The sequence below is a fragment of the Pedococcus sp. P2_D9 genome, assembly GCF_056404275.1.
The window spans coordinates 72,025-91,324 of the sequence record NZ_JBFUEI010000012.1; the positions used below are offsets into that span (position 1 = coordinate 72,025).

Below are 19,300 nucleotides of genomic sequence, written 5' to 3' on the forward strand. Positions count from 1 at the left end.
CTACGCGGTTCCTCGACGACGCACTGCGAGGTATGCCGCGCCGGCACCGACCAGCCCCACCAGACCGAGGCCAGCGAGCAGGGTCAGCGGCGAACCGGAGTCGGGCGTGGCCGATGCTGCGTTGTCCGACTCACCGCTGCCGGTGGAGCCGGCGGAGGTGGTGCCCGATGACGTCGCGGAGGTCGTGGTGGTGCCTGGCGAGGTCGTGGTGGTCGACGGCTTGGCGCCCGGAGTCGCGCTGCTCGGCGATCCCGGCCGGGTGCCGGCGCCAGCGCCTGTGCCGGCACCGGCGCCGGCCGCGGGGGTCGAGCCGGAGGTGCTGGAGCTGCTGGGCCGGGCCGGGGTGGTGCCCGCGGGTTTGGGTGCGGGTGGCTTGCTCGACGAGCTGGAGGCGCTCGGCTTGGGCGACGGCTTGGGCGTGCTCGGGCTGGCAGCCGGAGGCGGGCTGCTGGGGGCGCCGCCGGACCCGAACGCGAACCCGATCACGGTGCCCGGGGCGGGGTTGTAGCTGGCCACCCCCGAGCTGCTGTAGGTCCACGATCCACCGCGCGAGGCATGGAAGAACGCCCAGTAGGCGTTGGCCGGCGGCATCTGGACGCACGGGTCGCTGGCCGGTGTCCCGTTGATCCGGCACACGACGGTGCCGGGGTAGCGCTGGGGGCTCACCACCGTGGCCACGGCCTTGAGGGCGGACATGGCCGACGCCGGATCGCCAGGCGCGCAGGACGTTGACGAGCTGGATCCGTAGTCGATGACGACGGTGACCCCGGACGTGCCCGAGCACGCCGCCGCCTGGGCGGCCCCGCCCGGGAGGGCGAGGCCGCCGGCGACGACGAGTCCGGCGACGGCGACGAGGCGCGCGAGCAGCCGCATCAGGCGTGCACGCCCTTGCGCCGTGCCAGCACGATGGCCCCTGCTCCGGTGAGCAGCAGCAGCGCTCCGAGGAGGGTCGCCGCCGCCACATCGGCACCGGTGAAGGCCAGGTTGCCGGGCACGGCCGATCCGGGGTCGGAGGGGTCGGCCGGCGCCGGCGCGGCCGCGGTGGTGCTGGTGCCGGCACTGTTCGAGCTCGTCGAGCTGGTCGAGGAGGTCGTGGTGGAGGTCGTGACCGCGGGGCAGTCGAGTTCGGGCGCCGTGGCGTCGGCGCCGACGGCCGACACTGCGTACAGCGGCGTGCCGGCGAGTGCGAGGGCGGCCTGCGACGTCGAACGACGGTCCTGGTCCACAGGGGCTGCGGCGGTTCCGGCGTCTGCCTGGTCGTCGTAGGCGGTCTGGTCGTAGGCGATGCCACCGCGAACGCCTGCCGGGAACGTGCAGCCGTACTGCAGTGCGGCGACGAACGATGCGGCGCGACGAGCATTGGCGCTGCGTCCACCTGCCAGGAAGGCCTGTCCGGCGAGACCGGTGGTGTTGGCGTTGAGTCCTGTCTGGGGTCCGCCGCCTCCGACACCCCCCGACGCTGCCTGGCGCGTGGCGAGGTAGTCGAGGCCTGCGCTGACCTGAGCCGTCGCGCCGCCGATCGCGATCAGGGCCTGGACGGCCATGGCCGTGGCATCCGGGTCCGCGGAGGCAGGATCGGTGCAGCCGGCATCGGTCATGAACAGCAGGAAGCCACCGTTCGAGCACTGCTGGGTCAGCAGGTACGCCCGCGATGGGGCGCTCGTGGTGACGGCGGCCCGGTGCAGTCCGATGAGGGCGAGTGACTGGCCGAACGTGTTCGAGAAGTCGCCGTACTGCGACTGGTCCGAGAACCGGCCGTTCTGTGCCTCTCGCGCCTGCAGGGTCGCGACGAGGTTCTGACCCCCGAAAGCGGTCGGGTCCACACCTTGCGCGATGGCGACGTTGAGGAGCTTCGCGACCGCGCCCGCCGCGATCTCATTGGGATCGCCGAAGCCGACGTAGTCGAGGACGTGGTTGGCGAGGTACGCGGTGGTCAGGGCGGCCTCATCCTGCCCGGCCCCCGCTGCCGCGAGCGCCAGCACGGCGTCCGCGGTGACGCCGTAGTCGGCGAACGTGCCGAAGCCGGGGACCACGGTGGAGAAGTGGTGCTGGCCTGCGGCAAGCTCCCTGACGAGGTAGCCGGCGGCGACCAGGGCCGGGTCGGTGGAGGTCTCGGGGAGGACGGCGGCAGCGTTCAGCCCATACCGGCCCGCCCGGCCGCCGGGGACCAGTCCGAGGGTGGGGGAGGTGGTCTTGGCGGCGCTCGACTTGGTCAACCCGGTGGTGGCGGTCGTGGTGCTGGGAAGGGTGCTCGTCCCGGTGGTGGTCGAGCCTGTGGCGGACGTGGTCGTCGAGGTGTCGCTGGGGGGCGGGGTCGTGGTGGTGGCCGAGGTCGAGCCGGTGGGCTCGCTCGTGGCGCTGCCGGTCCCGGTGCTCGTGGTCCCGGTGCTCGTCGTGCTCGTGGTGCTGACCGGGGTGGGCTCGGTCGTCCCGGCGAACGCCGCGCCGGGCAGGACCAGGGCTGCCCCCAGTGTCAGGGCCAGTGCAGCGGCCGGACGGGCGCTGCGGAGGGTGCGGTGCATGGTGCCTCTTCACTGCGAACGGTGTCGCGACGGGTGCACCGGCACCAGAACGTGAAAGACCCCCGGCGTCGCTGGAGCGACATCGGGGGGCGGCCTCGGACCTGGTGTCCGGGCTCCGCCCCGCGTACCTCGACGGAAATGGAGCCGCTTCGCGATCCAGGTGTTCCGGCTCGCCGCGTTTCACTGCGGCCTACGGTTGCGGGTCAGCGCCGGAGTTGGACCGGCTTCCCCTGGTGTCGCGTCGTGGTGTTGCCCTGGGGCAACGCCGCTCAGACTACACCGCAGCACGGTGCCCTTCCGCCGCGCGGACGTGCCCTTCGTCACGGCCCGCTAGACTTGGGTGCACAGGCACTGAACCGGCCATCACCGGGGAGCCTCCGGAAGAACGGTCACGGCGCCACGCGGCATACGCGCGGGGTGGTGGCTCACTAGAACCGGACGGGTGGGTCCGTCACAACCTCGAGCAAGAGCGGTCGTATGCCGCGGGCCTCCTCGGGCGCGTGGGTGCGGCAAGCGAGGTGGTACCGCGGTGCCGCCGGGAATCCCGGCGATGTCGTCCTCGTGTGAAGAACACGAGTGATGTGAGGACCGCCGACACCATGACCTATCCGAAGGTCTCCAGCCACACCGAGCCCTCTGGCGTGCCCGCCTCGCCCCGATTTCCCGAGATCGAGGAGCGGATCCTCAGGTACTGGGACGAGGACGGCACCTTCGTCGCGTCGGTGGAGAACCGGTCGGCGGGCACGAACGGTGACAACGAGTTCGTCTTCTACGACGGGCCGCCGTTCGCCAACGGGCTGCCGCACTACGGCCACCTGCTGACCGGCTACGTCAAGGACCTCATCCCGCGCTACCAGACGATGCGCGGACGCCGGGTCGAGCGACGGTTCGGGTGGGACACCCACGGGCTCCCCGCGGAGCTCGAGGCGATGAGCCAGCTCGGCATCAAGACCAAGGACGAGATCCTCGAGCTCGGGCTGGAGAAGTTCAACGCCAAGTGCCGCGAGTCCGTGCTGAAGTACACGGGGGAGTGGCGCGACTACGTCACCCGTCAGGCGCGCTGGGTGGACTTCGACAACGACTACAAGACCCTCAACCCCGACTACATGGAGTCGGTCATCTGGGCCTTCAAGGCGTTGTACGACAAGGGCTACGTCTACGAGGGCTTCCGCGTGCTGCCCTACTGCTGGAACGACCAGACCCCGCTGTCCAACCACGAGCTGCGCATGGACGACGACGTCTACCAGAACCGCCAGGACCCGGCTGTCACCGTGGGCCTGCGCCTGGAGACCGGCGAGCTCGCGCTGGTCTGGACGACGACGCCGTGGACCCTGCCCGCGAACCTCGGCATCATGGTCGGCCCCGACATCGACTACGTCGTGGTCGAGTCCGACGTCACCGGCACCACCGAGCGCTACCTCATCGGTGAGGCGCGCCTCGCGGCCTACGCCAAGGACCTGTTCGGCGCAGACACCTCCGACGGCACCGACCCGGTCGACCCGCAGTCGCGCGTCGTGGAGCGGCTCAAGGGCAGCGACCTCGTCGGCCGGTCGTTCACCCCGCCCTTCTCCTACTACCTGGGCCACGAGCGTGCGCACAGGGTCTTCCCGGCGGAGTTCGTCACCACCGAGGACGGCACCGGGCTGGTCCACACGGCCGGCGCCTTCGGTGAGGAGGACAAGATCGTCACCGATGCCGCCGGCATCGAGCCGGTCATCCCCGTCGGTCCCGACGGCTGCTTCACCTACCCGGTGACCGACTACGAGGGTGTCCAGGTCTTCGACGCCAACGCGATGATCATCGACCACCTGAAGGCTCGGACGCGCGGTGAGGGCGAGACTGGTTCGGTCACCGAGGGCACCGTCCTGCTGCGCCGGGAGACCTACGACCACTCCTACCCGCACTGCTGGCGCTGCCGGCAGCCGCTGATCTACATGGCTGTCTCGAGCTGGTTCGTCGAGGTCACCAAGTTCAAGGACCGGATGCTCGAGCTCAACGAGCAGATCACCTGGGTGCCCGAGCACGTCAAGCACGGCCAGTTCGGCAAGTGGCTCGAGAACGCCCGCGACTGGTCGATCTCACGAAATCGCTTCTGGGGCAGCCCCATCCCGGTGTGGAAGTCGGACAACCCGGAGTACCCACGCCTTGACGTCTACGGCTCGTTCGCCGAGCTGCAGGCCGACTTCGGCGTGGAGGTCACGGACCTGCACCGGCCGTTCATCGACAACCTCACGCGGCCGAACCCCGATGACCCGACCGGGCAGTCCACCATGCGCCGGGTCGAGGACGTCCTCGACGTCTGGTTCGACTCGGGGTCGATGTCGTTCGCGCAGGTGCACTACCCGTTCGAGAACGCCGAGTGGTTCGAGCACCACTTCCCGGGTGACTTCATCGTCGAGTACATCGGCCAGACGCGGGGGTGGTTCTACACCCTGCACGTCCTGGCGACGGCGCTGTTCGACCGACCTGCCTTCTCGTCCTGCGTGAGCCACGGCATCGTGCTCGGCTCGGACGGCCAGAAGATGTCGAAGTCCCTGCGCAACTACCCCGACGTGCGTGAGGTCTTCGACCGCGACGGCGCCGACGCCATGCGGTGGTTCCTCATGTCGAGCCCCATCCTCCGGGGCGGCAACCTGGTCGTGACCGAGCAGGGCATCCGTGACGGCGTGCGCCAGGTGCTCATCCCGCTGTGGAACACCTGGTACTTCTTCTCCTTGTACGCCAACGCTGCTGGTGGCGGACAGGGCTACGAGGCGAAGTGGTCGACGGCCTCCACCGACCCGCTCGACCGCTACCTGCTGGCCAAGCTCGGCGAGTACGTCCGCACCATGCAGGAGCAGCTGGACGGCTACGAGGTCGCCAACGCCTGCGAGACGACCCGTGGCTTCCTCGACGTGGTGACCAACTGGTACGTCCGCCGCTCGCGCGAGCGCTTCTGGGACACCGGGACGGGCACGGGCTCGGGTTCGGAAGGCCGCGGTGCGGAGCAGGCGTTCGACACCCTCTACACCGCCCTCGAGGTCGTCTGCCGCGTGGCGGCGCCCCTGCTTCCTCTCACCACCGAGGAGATCTGGCGAGGACTGACAGGCGGCCGTTCGGTGCACCTCACCGACTGGCCGGACCACACCGACCTGCCGGCAGACCACGCCCTGGTCTCGGCCATGGACCGGGCCCGCGAGGTCTGCTCCGTGGCGTCGTCCCTGCGCAAGGCAGGTGGTCTGCGGGTGCGACTGCCACTCCAGGACCTCACCGTCGTGACGTCAGACGCGTTGTCGCTCAAGGACTTCGGCGGGATCATCGCCGACGAGGTCAACGTGCGCACTGTCACCCTCCGCGACCTCGGCGACGCCAGCGAGGCCGACTTCGGCATCACGCAGCGGCTCACCGTCAATGCCCGGGCAGCCGGTCCGCGGCTCGGGCGTGACGTCCAGCAGGCCATCAAGGGCAGCAAGTCCGGCGACTGGTCCGTGGCGCCCGATGGCACGGTGACTGCTGGGGGGCTGGACCTCGTCGAGGGGGAGTACACCCTCGAGATGGTGGTCGACTCGGAGCAGCAGGGCGGGGCCAAGGCCACGGCGATGCTGCCCGGTGGCGGCTTCGTGGTGCTCGACACCGAGGTCACCGCCGAGCTGGCCCAGGAAGGTCTCGCACGTGACGTCGTGCGGGCTGTCCAGCAGGCCCGCCGTGAGGCCGGTCTCGACGTGTCGGACCGGATCTCGCTGACCGTCACGGGGTCCCCGGCCGTCTGGGAGGCGACTGTGGCCCACCAGGCCCTGATCGTCGAGGAGACCCTGGCGACCCAGTTCGGCAGTGCCCCCCAGCTCGACGCGCTGCCCCAGCGCGAGGACGTCGCGGAGGCCACGGTCGGCGACGGCGAGCCGGTGCGCATCAAGGTCATGAAGCTCTGACGGAAGGAAGACTGAAACCCATGCCTGCCCCTGATGCCGCCCAGCGCGAGGCCGCGCACAACCTCGAGGTCATCAAGGCGATGCGAGAGGCCGAGGAGGCCATCCTCGCCCGCGCCCCCGAGCACGACCTGCAACCGAGCCTGGACCGGATCGCCGCGGTCATGGAGCTCCTCGGCGACCCCCAGCGCACCTACCCGGTCATCCACCTCACGGGGACCAACGGCAAGACGTCGACGACCCGGATCATCGACTCGCTGCTGCGTGAGATGGGCCTGAAGACGGGGCGGTTCACCTCACCCCACCTGCACAGCGTGCGCGAGCGGATCGCTTTCTCCGGCGAGCCGATCAGCGCCGAGAAGTTCCTCGAGGCCTACGACGACGTGCTGCCCATCATCGAGATCGTCGATGCCCGGTCGGTCGCCGACGGGGGGCCGCGGATGACCTACTTCGAGGTCCTCGTGGCCGTTGCGTATGCCGCGTTCGCCGACGCCCCCGTCGACGTCGCCATCGTGGAGGTGGGCTTGGGCGGCAGCTGGGACGCCACCAACGTGGCTGACGGTTCGGTCGCCGTCGTCACTCCCATCGCGCTGGACCACCAGCACTTCCTCGGCAACGACGTCGTCGACATCGCCACCGAGAAGTCCGGCATCATCAAGCCCGACTCCGTGGCGGTCATCGGTGTCCAGGAGCCGGACGTCGCCCAGATCCTCGCCGACCGTGCGGCCGAGGTCGGCGCCCGGATCGCGTTCGAGGGCAACGACTTCGGCTTGCTGACAAGGGACGTGGGTGTCGGCGGGCAGCAGATCGCCATCCGTGGTCTGGGTGGCGACTACGAAGACCTGTTCCTGCCCCTCCACGGCGCGCACCAGGCGCACAACGCCACGCAGGCCCTGGTCGCCGTGGAGGCGTTCTTCGGTGGGGGAGAGCAGCGGCTGGATCCCGACATCGTCCGGGCGGGCCTCGCCCGGGTCGCCTCGCCGGGTCGCCTCGAGATCGTGCGGCGTTCACCGACCGTCATCGTGGACGCAGCGCACAACCCCGCTGGCGCGATGGCACTGCGGGACGCCCTGGAGGACTCGTTCAACTTCGCGAAGATCGTGGGAGTCATCGCCATCCTCAAGGACAAGGACGCCACCGAGATGCTCGAGATCCTCGAGCCGGTGCTCGACCACGTGGTGGTCTCGCGCACGACCTCGCCCCGCGCCATGAGGCCTGACGACCTGGGTGAGCTGGCCGTGGACATCTTCGGCGAGGACCGGGTCACGGTGGTCCAGGACCTGCCCGACGCCCTGGACGTCGCGGCGGGACTCGCCGACGAGGGCGGCGTCGGGGGCGGTGTGCTGGCGACGGGCTCGGTCACCACTGCCGCCGAGGTGCGGATGCTGCTCGGCGCGACCGACGTCTGAGCCGGTCGCGCCGACAGCGTGTGGGTACGGCTACTTCTTGCCGATCTGCCCCACGTCGAGGTGGGTCTTTGCGTCGGCCTTGGCGTGCTTCTCGGCGCGCTTCTCCTTGATGGACTTGCCGGCCTTCTTGGCCAGGTGTTGTCGAGGTGACTTGTCGGCCATGGTGGTGCTCCCAGCGCTAGGAAGCCTGAATGACTCCGTTCTGTGACAGTACGCCAGGTCCGGCGCTCTCGGCCCGGCCACACGGCATACGCTCGGAGCATGTTCGGGAAGCTGATCGTCCTCGCCATCGTGGTCGCCGTGGCCTTCTGGCTGCTCACCAGGTTCCGTGACTCCCACCGGGGCGGTCGATGAAGGGCATCGTCTTCTACGGCGCGCTCGGCAAGTTCACCTGGCGGATGCTCGCGACCGTGCTCGGCAGCCAGGGGGTCGTGGTGTTCCTCGGCGCGCTGGTGGCCCGTGGCCTGGCCAGCGCCGAGGGTGACGACCGCAGCCATGCCTGGTTGTGGACCGGTGTCGGTCTCGCAGTGCTGTGCTGGCTCGCCGCCGGGATGATGCGTCGGCCGTGGGGGGTGACGCTGGGGTGGCTCATCCAGGTGCTGACCTTCGCCAGCGCGGTGGTGGTGCCCGCGATGCTCGGTGTCGGGCTCATCTTCCTGGCGTTGTGGGTGGGCTCGCTGGTCCTGTGTCACCGGGTGGAGGAGCAGGTGGCGGCGCGGCAGCGGGCCGACGTCGCCCAGCAGCAGTAGCAGCACCGGTCGCAGCACCGGTCGCAGGAGCAGCTGCCAGGAGGGCCAGCGGGAGCCACAGCTTCGCCGGCCAGATGGCGGCGCGCTCGGCCAGCCCCGACCAGTGGTCGGCGCCGAGCAGTCCCGCGAAGGTGACGACGCCAGCGAGGGCCACGCCGGCGAGGACCAGGCCAGCGCTGCGCAGTCGGCCAGGCGTCGACAACCGCGCGTGCAGCAGCAGGGCGAGCGGCTGCGCCACGAAGACCGGGAGCGCCACGAGGGAGTGGGCCAGGGGGTGGGTGTCCACGGGCAGGAGCCCGACGCCGACCGAACCCAGCCCGGCCACGACCCACAGCCAGCCGACCAAGGCGGGTCGTCCGTGCGCCCTGAGCAGCGGGAGGGCGCCCAGTGCCTGGAGGATCCCGAAGAGGATGAACGTGAGGTCCATCAGCACCGGGGCGGACGAGCACCCGACCTCGTGGGGCGAGCAGGACGTGCCGAGGGCGCTGATCGTGTCGTCGGCCAGCGAGTACTGCACGCCCGCGAGGAGAGCCAGCGCAACCTCGATGACGAGGTAGGCAGGCTGGACCAGCCACGCGGCATACCTGACGTCCTTGCTCGTCCCCGCCACCTCTTGCACACCGCGACGCTAGTCCCTGCCGTTGCTCGGTAGGCTGGCGGCCGTGACGACTCAGACCGAACGCTCCCTTGTCCTGGTCAAGCCCGACGGCTTCGCCCGCGGCCTCAGTGGCGAGGTGCTTCGCCGCATCGAGGCGAAGGGTTACACCCTCGCCGCGCTCGCGGTGACCACCCCCACCCGCGAGCAGCTCGCCGAGCACTACGCCGAGCACGAGGGCAAGCCGTTCTACGAGCCGCTCGTCGAGTTCATGTCCAGCGGTCAGGTGACCGCCGTCGTCATCGAGGGCAACCGCTGCATCGAGGGGTTCCGTGCGCTCGCCGGAGCCACCGACCCGACGGCCGCGCTGCCCGGCACCATCCGTGGTGACCTCGGCCGTGACTGGGGCAAGAAGGTCCAGGAGAACATCGTGCACGGCTCGGACTCCGCGGAGTCGGCTGCCCGCGAGATCGCGATCTGGTTCCCGAACCTGTAGTCGCTGGGGCCCGGACAAGCCTCAAAGCCCTGGAAGCACTGAGGGCTAGGACGTCTCGAGGTCGTCGAGACCGCTGATCACCACTTCGAGGAGCGCCGCCAGCTGGTCGCGCTCCTCGCGGGTCAGGCCGGCGAGGATGTCGGACTCGACGACGTTGGCCTCGCGCACCGCCGCCTCGAACAGCTCCCAGCCCTGCTCGGTGAGCTCGACGAGGACTCGGGTGCGGTTCTCCGGATCGGGGGAGCGGCGCACCACACCGCGTTCGGTCATCCGGTCCAGCCGGTGCGTCATCGAGGACGCGGCCACGTTCGTCGCGTCGGCCAGCCGGCTCGGCGTCAGCGTGCCGTCCGCCGTGGCCAGCTGTGCCACCACCGACCACTCGCCGTGGGAGAGGTCGAGGTCCACGAGCTGGCGCGTGTACCACTGCTCGAGCTTGCGGCCCAGGGAGTTCACCGCCGTGATCACGCGCTGCACGGACTCGTCGCCGCCTGCCGCGACGTAGGTCGCCACGGCTTCCCGGTACTGCTCCTGGGCGCTCTGGGCGCCTTTCACGTTCTTGGACCTCGGGGGCATGCCGTCATCTTCGCATGCTAAGATTTCGATATCGAAATATTCGAACTCGAAGAACTGTTGAAGTGACCATGCGCGCCCGTCTGTTGATCCTCGCCTCTGCCGTAGCCATGCTCGGCTGGGGCACTGTCCTGCCCTACCAGTACGCCTACGCCGCGACGACGCGCGGCTGGGGGTCGCTGGTTGCGGCGGCAGCATCGAGCCTGTTTTCGGTGGGCGCGCTCCTGGCCGCTCCCGTGGCTGGCCGCCTCGCAGACCGCATGTCGCCCGTCATGGTCGCGGTGGGCGCCAAGGTGGTCGCCGCGGCTGGTGCCGCCTCCCTCATCTGGGCGGACGGCCCGGTGTCGTTCCTCGTCGGCATGTTCGTGTTCGGCCTCGGGATCACCGCCGCGGGTCCCGCCCAGTCCGTGCTCGTGCTGCGCTGGGTGGGCGGCTCCGACCGCCGCCGGGTCTTCGCGTGGCAGTTCACCGGCCAGGCCCTCGGCATGGCCGTCGGGGCGTTCGGCGCCGGTTACGTCGTCGACCTCGACCGCGCTTCCGGCATGTGGCCCGCCTTCGCCGGCGCGGCTGCCGGCTTCCTCGTCTCCGGCCTCCTCCTGCTGGCCGCAGGTGCCAGGCGATGGGGTATGCCGGTGGGCTCGCTCGACGAGCCCGGCCTTGCCTCCGAGGGGGTCGGCTCGGCCGGCCCGCGAGAGGCACTGCGCGCCATCTGGGCCATTCCGGCCCTGCGCTGGACGGCGCTGGTCACGGTCACGCTGGCCCTGGGCTTCTACGCCCAGTTCGAGTCGGGGCTCCCTGCCTACGCCCTCACGGTCCTGCACGTGGAGGAGACCACCATCGGCCTGGCTGCCGCCGTCAACTGCGTCGTCATCATCGCGCTGCAGATGCTGGTCGTCAGGCTGACGGCCAAGCGCAGCGGGGCGACCCTGCTGATGGGTGTGGGCGCCATCTGGACGCTGTCCTGGCTGGTGCTCGCCGCCTCCTCGCTCGCCCCTGAGCTGTCCGCGGCCCTGTTCGTCACGACGTTCGGGATCTTCGCGGTCGGCGAGACGATGTATGCTCCCGTGCTCAACCCGCTGACCGCCAGCCTGGCTCCGTCCGGCCTCGTCGGCACCACGCTCGGCCTGTTCACTGCGCTGCAGACCGGTTTCTCGGCCGCCGGCCCGCTGGTGGCTGGGGTGGTGCTCGGGGCGGGCTTCGGAGGCCTGTTCATCGGCCTGCACGTGGCGATCAGCCTGCTCGCCGTGTTCGGGGCTTGGCGGCTGCGTGTGGCGATGCGCCCACGGCGGTCGGCCGTGCCGCGCCGCGTCGAGGCCGAGCTGGCAGCCTGATCCACGCGGCATACCTCACCTTGCCACCCGCAAAACGGCCGTTGCGACGCAACCCGGGAGCGGGCGGCTGGATGACGTGGGGTCGAGACCTGGCGATCGACCTGGGCACCGCCAACACCCTGGTCTACGAGCGGGGTCGCGGCGTGGTCCTCGACGAACCCTCGGTCGTGGCCGTCGAGGCAGCCACGGGCAAGCTGATCGCCGCAGGCGCGCGGGCCAAGGAGATGCTCGGTCGCACGCCGGGCCACGTCCGAGCGGTGCGGCCGCTGGCCGACGGGGTCATCTCCGACGCCGACGTGACCGAACAGATGCTGCGGTACTTCGTCGACCAGGTGCGTCCCTCCCGACTGGTCCGTCCCCGGATGGTCGTCTGCGTCCCGAGTGAGGTCACGGGAGTCGAGCGCCGTGCCCTCGAGGACGCCGCGGTGCGCTCGGGCGCTCGCCGGGTCTACGTCATCGAGGAGCCCATGGCTGCCGCCATCGGGGCGGACCTGCCGGTCAACGAGACCTCGGCCTCGATGGTGGTCGACATCGGCGGTGGCACGACCGACGTCGCCGTCATCAGCCTCGGAGGGATCGTGACGGCCCGTTCGGTCCGCGTCGGTGGCGACGAGATCGATGAGGCGGTGATCGCGCACGTCAAGAGCGAGTACTCCTTGCTGCTGGGGGAGCGCAGCGCCGAGGACATCAAGGTCGCGGCGGGATCAGCCTTTCCCCTCAGTCAGGAGACGAGTACCCGCGTCCGGGGCCGCGACCTGGTCAGCGGCCTGCCCAAGACCGTCACCATCTCCAGCCAGGAGGTCCGCCGAGCGATCGAGGGGCCGGTGCTGCAGATCGTCGAGCTCGTGCGGGCGACGCTCGACGTCTGCCCACCGGAGCTGGCAGGCGACATCCTCGACAACGGGATCACGCTGACGGGCGGGGGAGCGCTGTTGCGCGGACTCGACGAGCGACTCCGGCACGAGCTCGGCGTCCCGGTGCGGGTGGCCGACGACCCGTTGCGGGCCGTCGTGCGCGGCTCGGGACGATGCATCGAGGAGTTCTCGACCCTCCAGCGGGTCCTCATCGACACCCGCCGTTTCTGACCGATGCGTGCCCCCTCCCGACTCAGGCTCCTGGTGGTGCTGGTGGTCTTGACCGTCGTCGCCCTCTGCGTCGACGTGTCCGGTGGCCGGGGTGTGGCACCGCTGCGGTCGGCGGGTGGAACGGTGCTCGGGCCGCTCGAACGCCTCCTGTCAGCCCGGGACCCCCAGGGCACCCGGGACCCTCAGGACCCCCACGACCTTCAGGAAATCGTGGATGCCCGCGTCCCGCGCGACGAGGTCCTGCGCGCCCAGGCTTCGCAGAAGTCCGTGACAGGGCAACAGCTCCAGGGGCTCCTGGACTCGCCCGACCTGGCCGGGGGCGCGTTCGTCCCCGCGCGGGTCGTCGCCGTCGGCCGCGAGGGGGCAGCGGGACCCGAGCGGGTGACGCTCGACGCCGGGTCGCGCGACGGTGTGCGGACCGACCTGTCCGTGGTCGGCGTCGACGGTCTGGTCGGGCGCGTGGTGACGGTCTCCCCGTGGACCTGCGACGTGCTGCTCGTCGGCAGCGCTGACCTCCTCGTGGGCGTGCGGGTCGGAGCGGCCGGCACCCTGGGCGCGGTGGGCAGCGGGGCCCAGGGCGCACACCGTCGTCCTGCGGGCGAGCTCAACCTCACCGTCGTCGAGCGCGGTCTGGTGCGGACGGGTGACGCGGTGACCACGTTGGGCAGCGTCGGAGGATCGCCCTTCCCCCCGGGGCTGAGGGTGGGCACCGTGGAGCGCGTCGACGACGCCCCCGGCGACCTCACGCCCACGGCCTCCGTCCGCCCCGCGACCGACGTGACCACCCTTGGAGTGGTCGGCATCCTGTGCACCGGTCCGCGCTCCACGCCGAGGCCGGCCGTCACGGGTGGGGGCTGACCGTGCCCGTGCCCAGCCTCGCCCTCACCCTTCGTGGCCTCCTGCTGCTGGTCGCCGCCGTGGCCACGGTGACCCTGGCTGCCCGCTCGCAGCTGGTCCTGCCCGACCTGGTCCTCCCCGTCGTGGTGGCCGGCGCCCTGCGCACCGGCGCCGCCCGCGGTGCGCTGCTCGGCCTGGCGGGTGGCTGGCTGGTCGACCTGATGCCACCAGGTTCGGCGGTGCTCGGCACCGCAGCCCTGGTGTATGCCGCGGCCGGGCTCCTCGCCGGGGCCGGAAGGCGCGAGGGAGAGACGCCGTTCGGCTGGGTCGCCGTCGTGGGACTGGGTAGCGCCGCACTCGTCGCGACCGGACGGCTCGTGGTCGCGATGCTGTCGGGGGCGGCTGTCGACTGGCACGTCGTCGGGCTGCGCCTAGTGCTCACCGCGCTGCTCTGCGCGATGTTCGTGCCCGTGCTCGTCAACCTCGAGCGGCGACTGGCCCGAGGACGACGATGAAGCGCGGGTGGCGAGCGTGAGGCGCTCGCGCATCGCGCGGGACCACTCGCCTCGGGTGTGGGTCCTCGGACTCGTGGTGCTGTGCTTCATGGGCACGCTCCTCGGTCGGTTGGGGCAGGTCCAGATCGTGGGCCACGAGGATTACCAGCGGGCAGCGGCCACCCTCAACACCCGCACGGTGACCGAACCTGCCGTCAGGGGCCGCATCCTCGACCGCACCGGTCTGCCCCTCGTGGACAACACGACCGAGACCGTGGTCACCGTCGACCGGGGACAGCTCGTCGAGTCAGAGGACGGTGGGCGCGACCTCGTCCATCGCGTGGCCCGTGTGCTGGGGGCGGACTTCGACCAGCTGTGGGGGCGCACCCAGCTCTGCGGGGTGCAGGGCGCGCCACCGGCGCCGGTCTGCTGGGCCGGATCCGCCTACGTGCCGATCCCGTTGGCAAGCGGCGTCGATCCCCGCAGGGCACTGAGTCTCCTCGAACGTCCGGATCTCTTTCCGGGAGTGGGGGTCTCGGCTCAGCCAGTGCGGGACTACCCCGCCCAGCGGACCGTCAACGCGGCTCACGTGCTCGGCTACCTCGCTCGATCGGACGCCGAGGACGTGGCGGCGTCGAGGGGCGCGATCGGCGACCTCGACCTGGTGGGTCGGTCCGGGCTGGAGCAGCAGTACGACACCCAGCTCCGCGGCACCCCTGGGACCAGCACGGTCGCAGTCGACCCCCGCGGCATCGTCACCCGGACGCTCGGGCAGACCGACCCCGTTCCCGGTCGGGACGTCGTCACCAACCTCGACGCCAGGGTGCAGGCCGCCGCGGAGGCTGCCCTGGCGTCGGCCGTCGCCTCGGCGCGCAAGCACGGTCACCGGGCTGACTCCGCGGCGGCGGTGGTCCTGGACGTCACCAATGGTGGTGTCGTCGCGGCAGCGAGCTACCCGTCCTACGACCCGGATGTCTGGACGGGGGGCGTGACCCCGGCCGAGCTCGCGCGACTCACCGACGCGTCAGCCGGGACCCCGCTCGTCTCCCGCGTGACCTCGGCGGCGTTCTCGCCCGCCTCGACCTTCAAGGTGGTCAGCCTGCCTGCCGCTGTCAGGGCCGGGAACTCGCTCGACGGGACCTACAATTGCACGTCCGGCTACACGATCGGGAACCGCAGGTTCGCCAACTTCGAGTCCCGCGCCTATGGGCGGATCTCCCTGCGCAAGGCGGTGGAGGTCTCCTGCGACACGATCTTCTACGACTTCGCCTACCGGTCCTGGTTGGCGCAGGGCGGGCTCGCGGCGAAGTCCGATGCCAGGGACCCTTTCGTCGCGATGGCCGACGCGTTCGGCCTCGGACGGGCCACGGGCATCGACCTGCCCGGCGAACAGGCCGGGCGGATCCCCGGCCGTACGTGGAAGCAGCGGCAGTGGGACCAGACCCGCACCGAGACCTGCAGGCACGCCAAGTCCGGTTACCCGGAACTGCTGGCCACCGACCCGAGCCGCGCGGCATACCTCAAGGGGCTTGCCGTCGAGAACTGCCAGAGCGGCTTCCAGTTCCGTGCCGGGGACGCGGCCAACTTCGCGATCGGGCAGGGTGACATCACGGTCACGCCCCTGCAGATGGCTCAGGTCTATGCAGCCATCGCCAACGGTGGAACGCTCTGGAAGCCGGAGGTCGCGCGCGCCTTCGTCGCTCCTGGGGGGTCAACGGGCGGGGCCACCGAGCGGGTCGCTCCCGTCAGGACGGGGACCGTGCCCTTCCCCGCCGGCACGCTGTCCTTCCTCCGGGGCGCGCTCGTGGGGGTCGTGACCTCGGGCACCGCCAGGGGAGCGTTCGCCGGCTTCCCGCTCGACCAGTGGCCAGTGGCGGGGAAAACCGGGACCGCAGAGGCGTTCGGCAAGCAGGACACCGCCTGGTTCGTGTCCTACGCACCGGCCACCAGACCTCGGTATGCCGTGGCGGTGGTGGTCTCGCAGGGGGGCACCGGAGGCGAGGGGGCCGCACCCGTTGCCCGGCGGATCCACGAGGTCCTGCGCACCCTGAGGTAGGGATGGGCGAAGTGGGGCGATGGCAGGACAGTCAGTAGGCTGACCGCCATGGCTGACTTCGATGTCGTAGTTCTCGGTGCTGGTCCTGGCGGGTACGTCGCGGCGATCCGCGCCTCCCAGCTCGGTCTCAAGGCCGCGGTGGTCGAGTCCAAGTACTGGGGCGGGGTCTGCCTCAATGTCGGGTGCATCCCGTCCAAGGCGCTCCTGCGCAACGCCGAGCTGTCCCACATCCTGACGCACGAGAAGGACAAGTTCGGGATCGAGGGCGACGCAACGATGGCGTTCGGCCCGGCCCACGCCCGCTCGCGCGCGGTGTCCGCCGGCATCGTCAAGGGCGTCCACTTCCTGATGAAGAAGAACAAGATCACCGAGATCGACGGCTGGGGCACGCTGACCAGCCCGACCTCGATGGACGTCGCACTCAGCTCCGGCGAGAAGCAGACGGTCACCTTCGACAAGCTCATCATCGCCACCGGTGCCACGACCCGGCTCATCCCCGGTACGTCCCTCTCGGACCGGGTCGTGACCTACGAGGAGCAGATCCTCACCGACCAGCTGCCCCAGTCGATCGTCATCGCCGGGTCCGGTGCGATCGGCGTCGAGTTCGCCTACGTCATGAAGAACTTCGGGGTCGACGTGACCATCGTGGAGTTCCTCGACCGGATGGTGCCGACCGAGGACGCCGAGGTGTCCAAGGAGCTGCTCAGGCACTACAAGAAGCTCGGGGTCACGGTCCTGCTGTCGACCAAGGTCGAGTCGATCGACGACAGCGGCGAGAAGGTCAAGGTCACGGTGTCGCCCGCCGCAGGTGGTGAGTCGACGGTCATCGAGACGGACAAGGTGCTGCAGGCCATCGGCTTCGCCCCGCGCCTCGAGGGTTACGGCCTCGAGTCCCTCGGCGTGGCCACGGAACGCGGAGCCATCGTCATCGACGACCACTGCCGCACCAACGTCGACAACGTCTATGCGATCGGCGACGTGACCGGCAAGCTCATGCTGGCCCACACGGCCGAGGCGCAGGGTGTCGTCGCGGCCGAGACCATGGCCGGGGCCGAGACCATGCCGGTCGAGTACGACTTCATCCCCCGGGCGACGTTCTGCCAGCCGCAGATCGCCTCGTTCGGCTACACCGAGGAGCAGGCCCGGGGCAAGGGCTTCGACGTCAAGGTCGCGAAGTTCCCCTTCTCGGCCAACGGCAAGGCGATGGGACTCGGCGACGCCGTCGGCTTCGTCAAGGTCGTGGCCGACGCGAAGCACAACGAGATCATCGGCGCCCACCTCATCGGCCCCGAGGTGACCGAGCTGTTGCCCGCGCTGACCCTGGCCCAGAAGTGGGACCTCACCGCAGACGAGGTCGCCCGCAACGTCTTCGCCCACCCGACGCTCTCCGAGGCGGTCAAGGAAGCAGTCGAGGGCATCGCCGGCCACATGATCAACCTCTGATCGCCACCTCGCCGATCCTTGTCGTCTCGCCGTCCGCTCACGGACAGTTCGGAGTTCCCGGTATGCCGCGCGTGAGCCTGCCGATCACGACCGAGAGGCTCGTCCTGCGCAGCTTCCGTCCCGGTGACGAGGACGACGTCTTCACCTACCGGTCGGTGGCGTCGGTCGTGAGGTACATCCCGGGCGAGCCCAAGACCCGCGAGCAGGTGGCGGACCTGGTGGCCGAGCGGGCCACGGCCGGCCGGCTCGACGAGAAGTCGCCGATCCTCACCCTCGCGGTGGAGCTGCACGGGCGCGTCATCGGCGACGTGCTCATCCACCTCGACGGACTCGACGGCCACGACGGACGGCAGGCCGAGATCGGCTGGGTGTTCGCCCCCGACGTGGCGGGTCAGGGGTACGCCACCGAGGCGGCCCGTGCCATCACCGAGGCCGCGTTCCGAGAGGTCGGGGTCCACCGCGTGTGGGCCCAGCTCGAGCCTGTCAACACCGCGTCGTCGCGCATCTGCGAACGGCTGGGCATGCGACGCGAGGCACTGTTCGAGAGGGCCTCCTGGTTCAAGGAGCAGTGGACCGACCTGGCGATCTATGCGCTCCGCGCCGACGAGTGGTCGGGCCGGGCGACAGAGGGTGCTGGGGCCGGCTCCTGACTTCCCCGAGGGCGACTCCGACGCCGAGCTCGGAGCGCCGCTCGCCGCTGCCCGCGCTGACCGGACTGYGCGTCCTGGCCGCGGCGTGGGTCGTGCTGTTCCACTACCGGCCCGACCTCGAGGCGCTCGCTCCGTGGACGGTGCCTGCCGACACCCTGATGCGTGCGCGGTACCTCGGCGTGGACTTGTTCTTCCCCTTGAGCGGTTTCATCTTGGCCTACAACTACGCCGACTCCATGCGGGCCTTCTCCGGGCAGTCGACCGTGTCGTTCATCCGCAGCCGGTTCGCGCGCGTCTGGCCGGTGCACTTCGTGGCGCTCAACATCGACCTGGGCATGGCTGTCGCCATGGGCACCCTCGGGATCGGCGAGGGCGGGCAGCGGCGCACGCCCGCGGCATACGGGCAGAACGTGCTCATGGTGCAGAACTGGTTCAACGACCGCCCGAGCTTCAACGGTCCGGCGTGGTCGATCGGCTCCGAGTGGTTCGCCTACCTCGTGGCACCGGCGCTCTTCGTGCTCGCGGCGCGCGTGGTCAGGGCGCGCAGCTCCCTGCTGCTCGCCGCCCTGTCGTATGCCGTGATGCTCACCGTCTTCGCGGCGTTCGCCCTGCCCAACGGCAACCTCGAGCACATGTTCTACGTCCGCATCATGGGGGAGTTCGTCGCAGGGATCTTCCTCTGCCTCGCCTGGGTGCGTGGCGGTGTGGCCCTCGGACGACTGGCTCCGCTGCTGCCGTCCGTCGTGCTCGTGGTGGCCCTGGTCCCGGCGGTCGCCTCAGGGGACTACTGGATGGCCCCGGTGATGGGGCTGGTCGTGGCGGTCGTGGCGACGGCCGGCGGCTCGGTCGGGCGCTGGCTGTCCACGCCGCTCATGGTGGCCGCGGGGGAGGTGTCGTACTGCCTCTACATGACGCACTACCTGATGCGTCCTGTCGTCACTGGGCTGCGCGAGTGGGGCGACGACGCGTGGTGGACGGCGGGTCTGGCAGTTGTGGCCGTGGTGCTCGTCCTCGGGGGCGCCGCCTGGCTGATGCACGTCGTGGTCGAACGCCCGGCGCGCACGCTCTTGCACGCGCGTTCGCTGTCCGCGACCCGCCCGGCGCCCGAAGCCCAGACCGAACGTGAGCCCGAACTCGTGGGCGCCCGCGGCTGAGCGG

At 70.5% G+C, this 19,300-nt stretch carries 17 protein-coding genes and 1 riboswitch; of the genes, 12 read left to right on the forward strand and 5 right to left on the reverse strand.

Annotated features, from left to right (window positions below):
• Both AC1DXJ_RS17165 and AC1DXJ_RS17170 read right to left on the reverse strand, forming a co-directional pair.
• Positions 1–873, reverse strand: coding sequence for a hypothetical protein (locus AC1DXJ_RS17165; RefSeq protein WP_477612468.1), 873 nt, complete (start codon positions 871–873; stop codon positions 1–3).
• A complete protein-coding gene (locus AC1DXJ_RS17170) occupies positions 873–2,522 on the reverse strand; it encodes a prenyltransferase/squalene oxidase repeat-containing protein (RefSeq protein WP_477612469.1) in 1,650 nt (549 codons plus the stop codon). The genes AC1DXJ_RS17165 and AC1DXJ_RS17170 overlap by 1 nt, the downstream gene beginning before the upstream one ends.
• Before the next feature lie 103 nt (positions 2,523–2,625).
• Positions 2,626–2,752, reverse strand: a riboswitch (cobalamin riboswitch).
• Positions 2,753–3,121: 369 nt separating this feature from the next.
• On the opposite strand from AC1DXJ_RS17170, the gene ileS reads away from it, so the two are divergent.
• Positions 3,122–6,430 (forward strand): isoleucine--tRNA ligase, encoded by a 3,309-nt coding sequence (ileS, locus tag AC1DXJ_RS17175; RefSeq protein ID WP_477612470.1) that lies wholly within the window; start codon positions 3,122–3,124, stop codon positions 6,428–6,430.
• Positions 6,431–6,450: 20 nt separating this feature from the next.
• Positions 6,451–7,836 (forward strand): bifunctional folylpolyglutamate synthase/dihydrofolate synthase, encoded by a 1,386-nt coding sequence (locus tag AC1DXJ_RS17180; protein WP_477612471.1) that lies wholly within the window; start codon positions 6,451–6,453, stop codon positions 7,834–7,836.
• 30 nt (positions 7,837–7,866) lie between these two features.
• Here AC1DXJ_RS17180 and AC1DXJ_RS17185 read toward each other — a convergent pair whose 3' ends face one another.
• Positions 7,867–7,998, reverse strand: coding sequence for a hypothetical protein (locus AC1DXJ_RS17185; RefSeq protein ID WP_255358323.1), 132 nt, complete (start codon positions 7,996–7,998; stop codon positions 7,867–7,869).
• Between the two features lie 188 nt (positions 7,999–8,186).
• Here AC1DXJ_RS17185 and AC1DXJ_RS17190 point away from each other — a divergent pair, with 188 nt between their 5' ends.
• A complete protein-coding gene (locus AC1DXJ_RS17190) occupies positions 8,187–8,585 on the forward strand; it encodes a DUF4233 domain-containing protein (RefSeq protein ID WP_477612472.1) in 399 nt (132 codons plus the stop codon).
• On the opposite strand, the gene AC1DXJ_RS17195 is transcribed toward AC1DXJ_RS17190, so the two are convergent.
• The gene (locus AC1DXJ_RS17195) at positions 8,485–9,204 is read right to left on the reverse strand and encodes a DUF998 domain-containing protein (RefSeq protein WP_477612473.1); all 720 of its coding nucleotides are present in this window, start codon (positions 9,202–9,204) and stop codon (positions 8,485–8,487) included. The two genes, AC1DXJ_RS17190 and AC1DXJ_RS17195, sit on opposite strands and share 101 nt — an antisense overlap.
• A gap of 43 nt (positions 9,205–9,247) precedes the next feature.
• On the opposite strand from AC1DXJ_RS17195, the gene ndk reads away from it, so the two are divergent.
• Positions 9,248–9,676, forward strand: a complete 429-nt coding sequence (ndk, locus tag AC1DXJ_RS17200) for a nucleoside-diphosphate kinase (RefSeq protein WP_477612474.1) — start codon at positions 9,248–9,250, stop codon at positions 9,674–9,676.
• 45 nt (positions 9,677–9,721) lie between these two features.
• Here the strand turns inward: ndk and AC1DXJ_RS17205 are convergent, their stop codons facing one another.
• The gene (locus AC1DXJ_RS17205; protein ID WP_477612475.1) at positions 9,722–10,249 is read right to left on the reverse strand and encodes a MarR family winged helix-turn-helix transcriptional regulator; all 528 of its coding nucleotides are present in this window, start codon (positions 10,247–10,249) and stop codon (positions 9,722–9,724) included.
• 68 nt (positions 10,250–10,317) lie between these two features.
• On the opposite strand from AC1DXJ_RS17205, the gene AC1DXJ_RS17210 reads away from it, so the two are divergent.
• The 8 genes from AC1DXJ_RS17210 (at position 10,318) to AC1DXJ_RS17245 (ending at position 19,296) form a co-directional block, all read left to right on the forward strand.
• Positions 10,318–11,577 (forward strand): MFS transporter, encoded by a 1,260-nt coding sequence (locus AC1DXJ_RS17210; RefSeq protein WP_477612476.1) that lies wholly within the window; start codon positions 10,318–10,320, stop codon positions 11,575–11,577.
• A 71-nt stretch (positions 11,578–11,648) separates the two neighbouring features.
• Positions 11,649–12,662: a rod shape-determining protein MreB gene (gene mreB / locus AC1DXJ_RS17215; RefSeq protein WP_477613404.1), complete on the forward strand. Its 1,014-nt coding sequence runs from the start codon at positions 11,649–11,651 to the stop codon at positions 12,660–12,662.
• A gap of 36 nt (positions 12,663–12,698) precedes the next feature.
• A complete protein-coding gene (mreC, locus tag AC1DXJ_RS17220; protein WP_477637538.1) occupies positions 12,699–13,520 on the forward strand; it encodes a rod shape-determining protein MreC in 822 nt (273 codons plus the stop codon).
• A 2-nt stretch (positions 13,521–13,522) separates the two neighbouring features.
• Positions 13,523–14,014 carry a rod shape-determining protein MreD gene (locus AC1DXJ_RS17225; protein WP_477612478.1) on the forward strand — a complete coding sequence of 164 codons (492 nt, stop codon included), beginning with the start codon at positions 13,523–13,525 and terminating at the stop codon, positions 14,012–14,014.
• A 16-nt stretch (positions 14,015–14,030) separates the two neighbouring features.
• On the forward strand, positions 14,031–16,049 hold the full coding sequence (mrdA, locus tag AC1DXJ_RS17230) for a penicillin-binding protein 2 (protein ID WP_477612479.1): 2,019 nt from the start codon (positions 14,031–14,033) through the stop codon (positions 16,047–16,049).
• Positions 16,050–16,097: 48 nt separating this feature from the next.
• Positions 16,098–17,492, forward strand: a complete 1,395-nt coding sequence (gene lpdA, locus AC1DXJ_RS17235) for a dihydrolipoyl dehydrogenase (RefSeq protein WP_477612480.1) — start codon at positions 16,098–16,100, stop codon at positions 17,490–17,492.
• Positions 17,493–17,554: 62 nt separating this feature from the next.
• A complete protein-coding gene (locus tag AC1DXJ_RS17240) occupies positions 17,555–18,142 on the forward strand; it encodes a GNAT family N-acetyltransferase (RefSeq protein WP_477612481.1) in 588 nt (195 codons plus the stop codon).
• Positions 18,100–19,296 (forward strand): acyltransferase family protein, encoded by a 1,197-nt coding sequence (locus tag AC1DXJ_RS17245; protein ID WP_477637539.1) that lies wholly within the window; start codon positions 18,100–18,102, stop codon positions 19,294–19,296. Before AC1DXJ_RS17240 ends, AC1DXJ_RS17245 begins: the two co-directional genes overlap by 43 nt.
• Positions 19,297–19,300 lie beyond the last annotated feature (4 nt).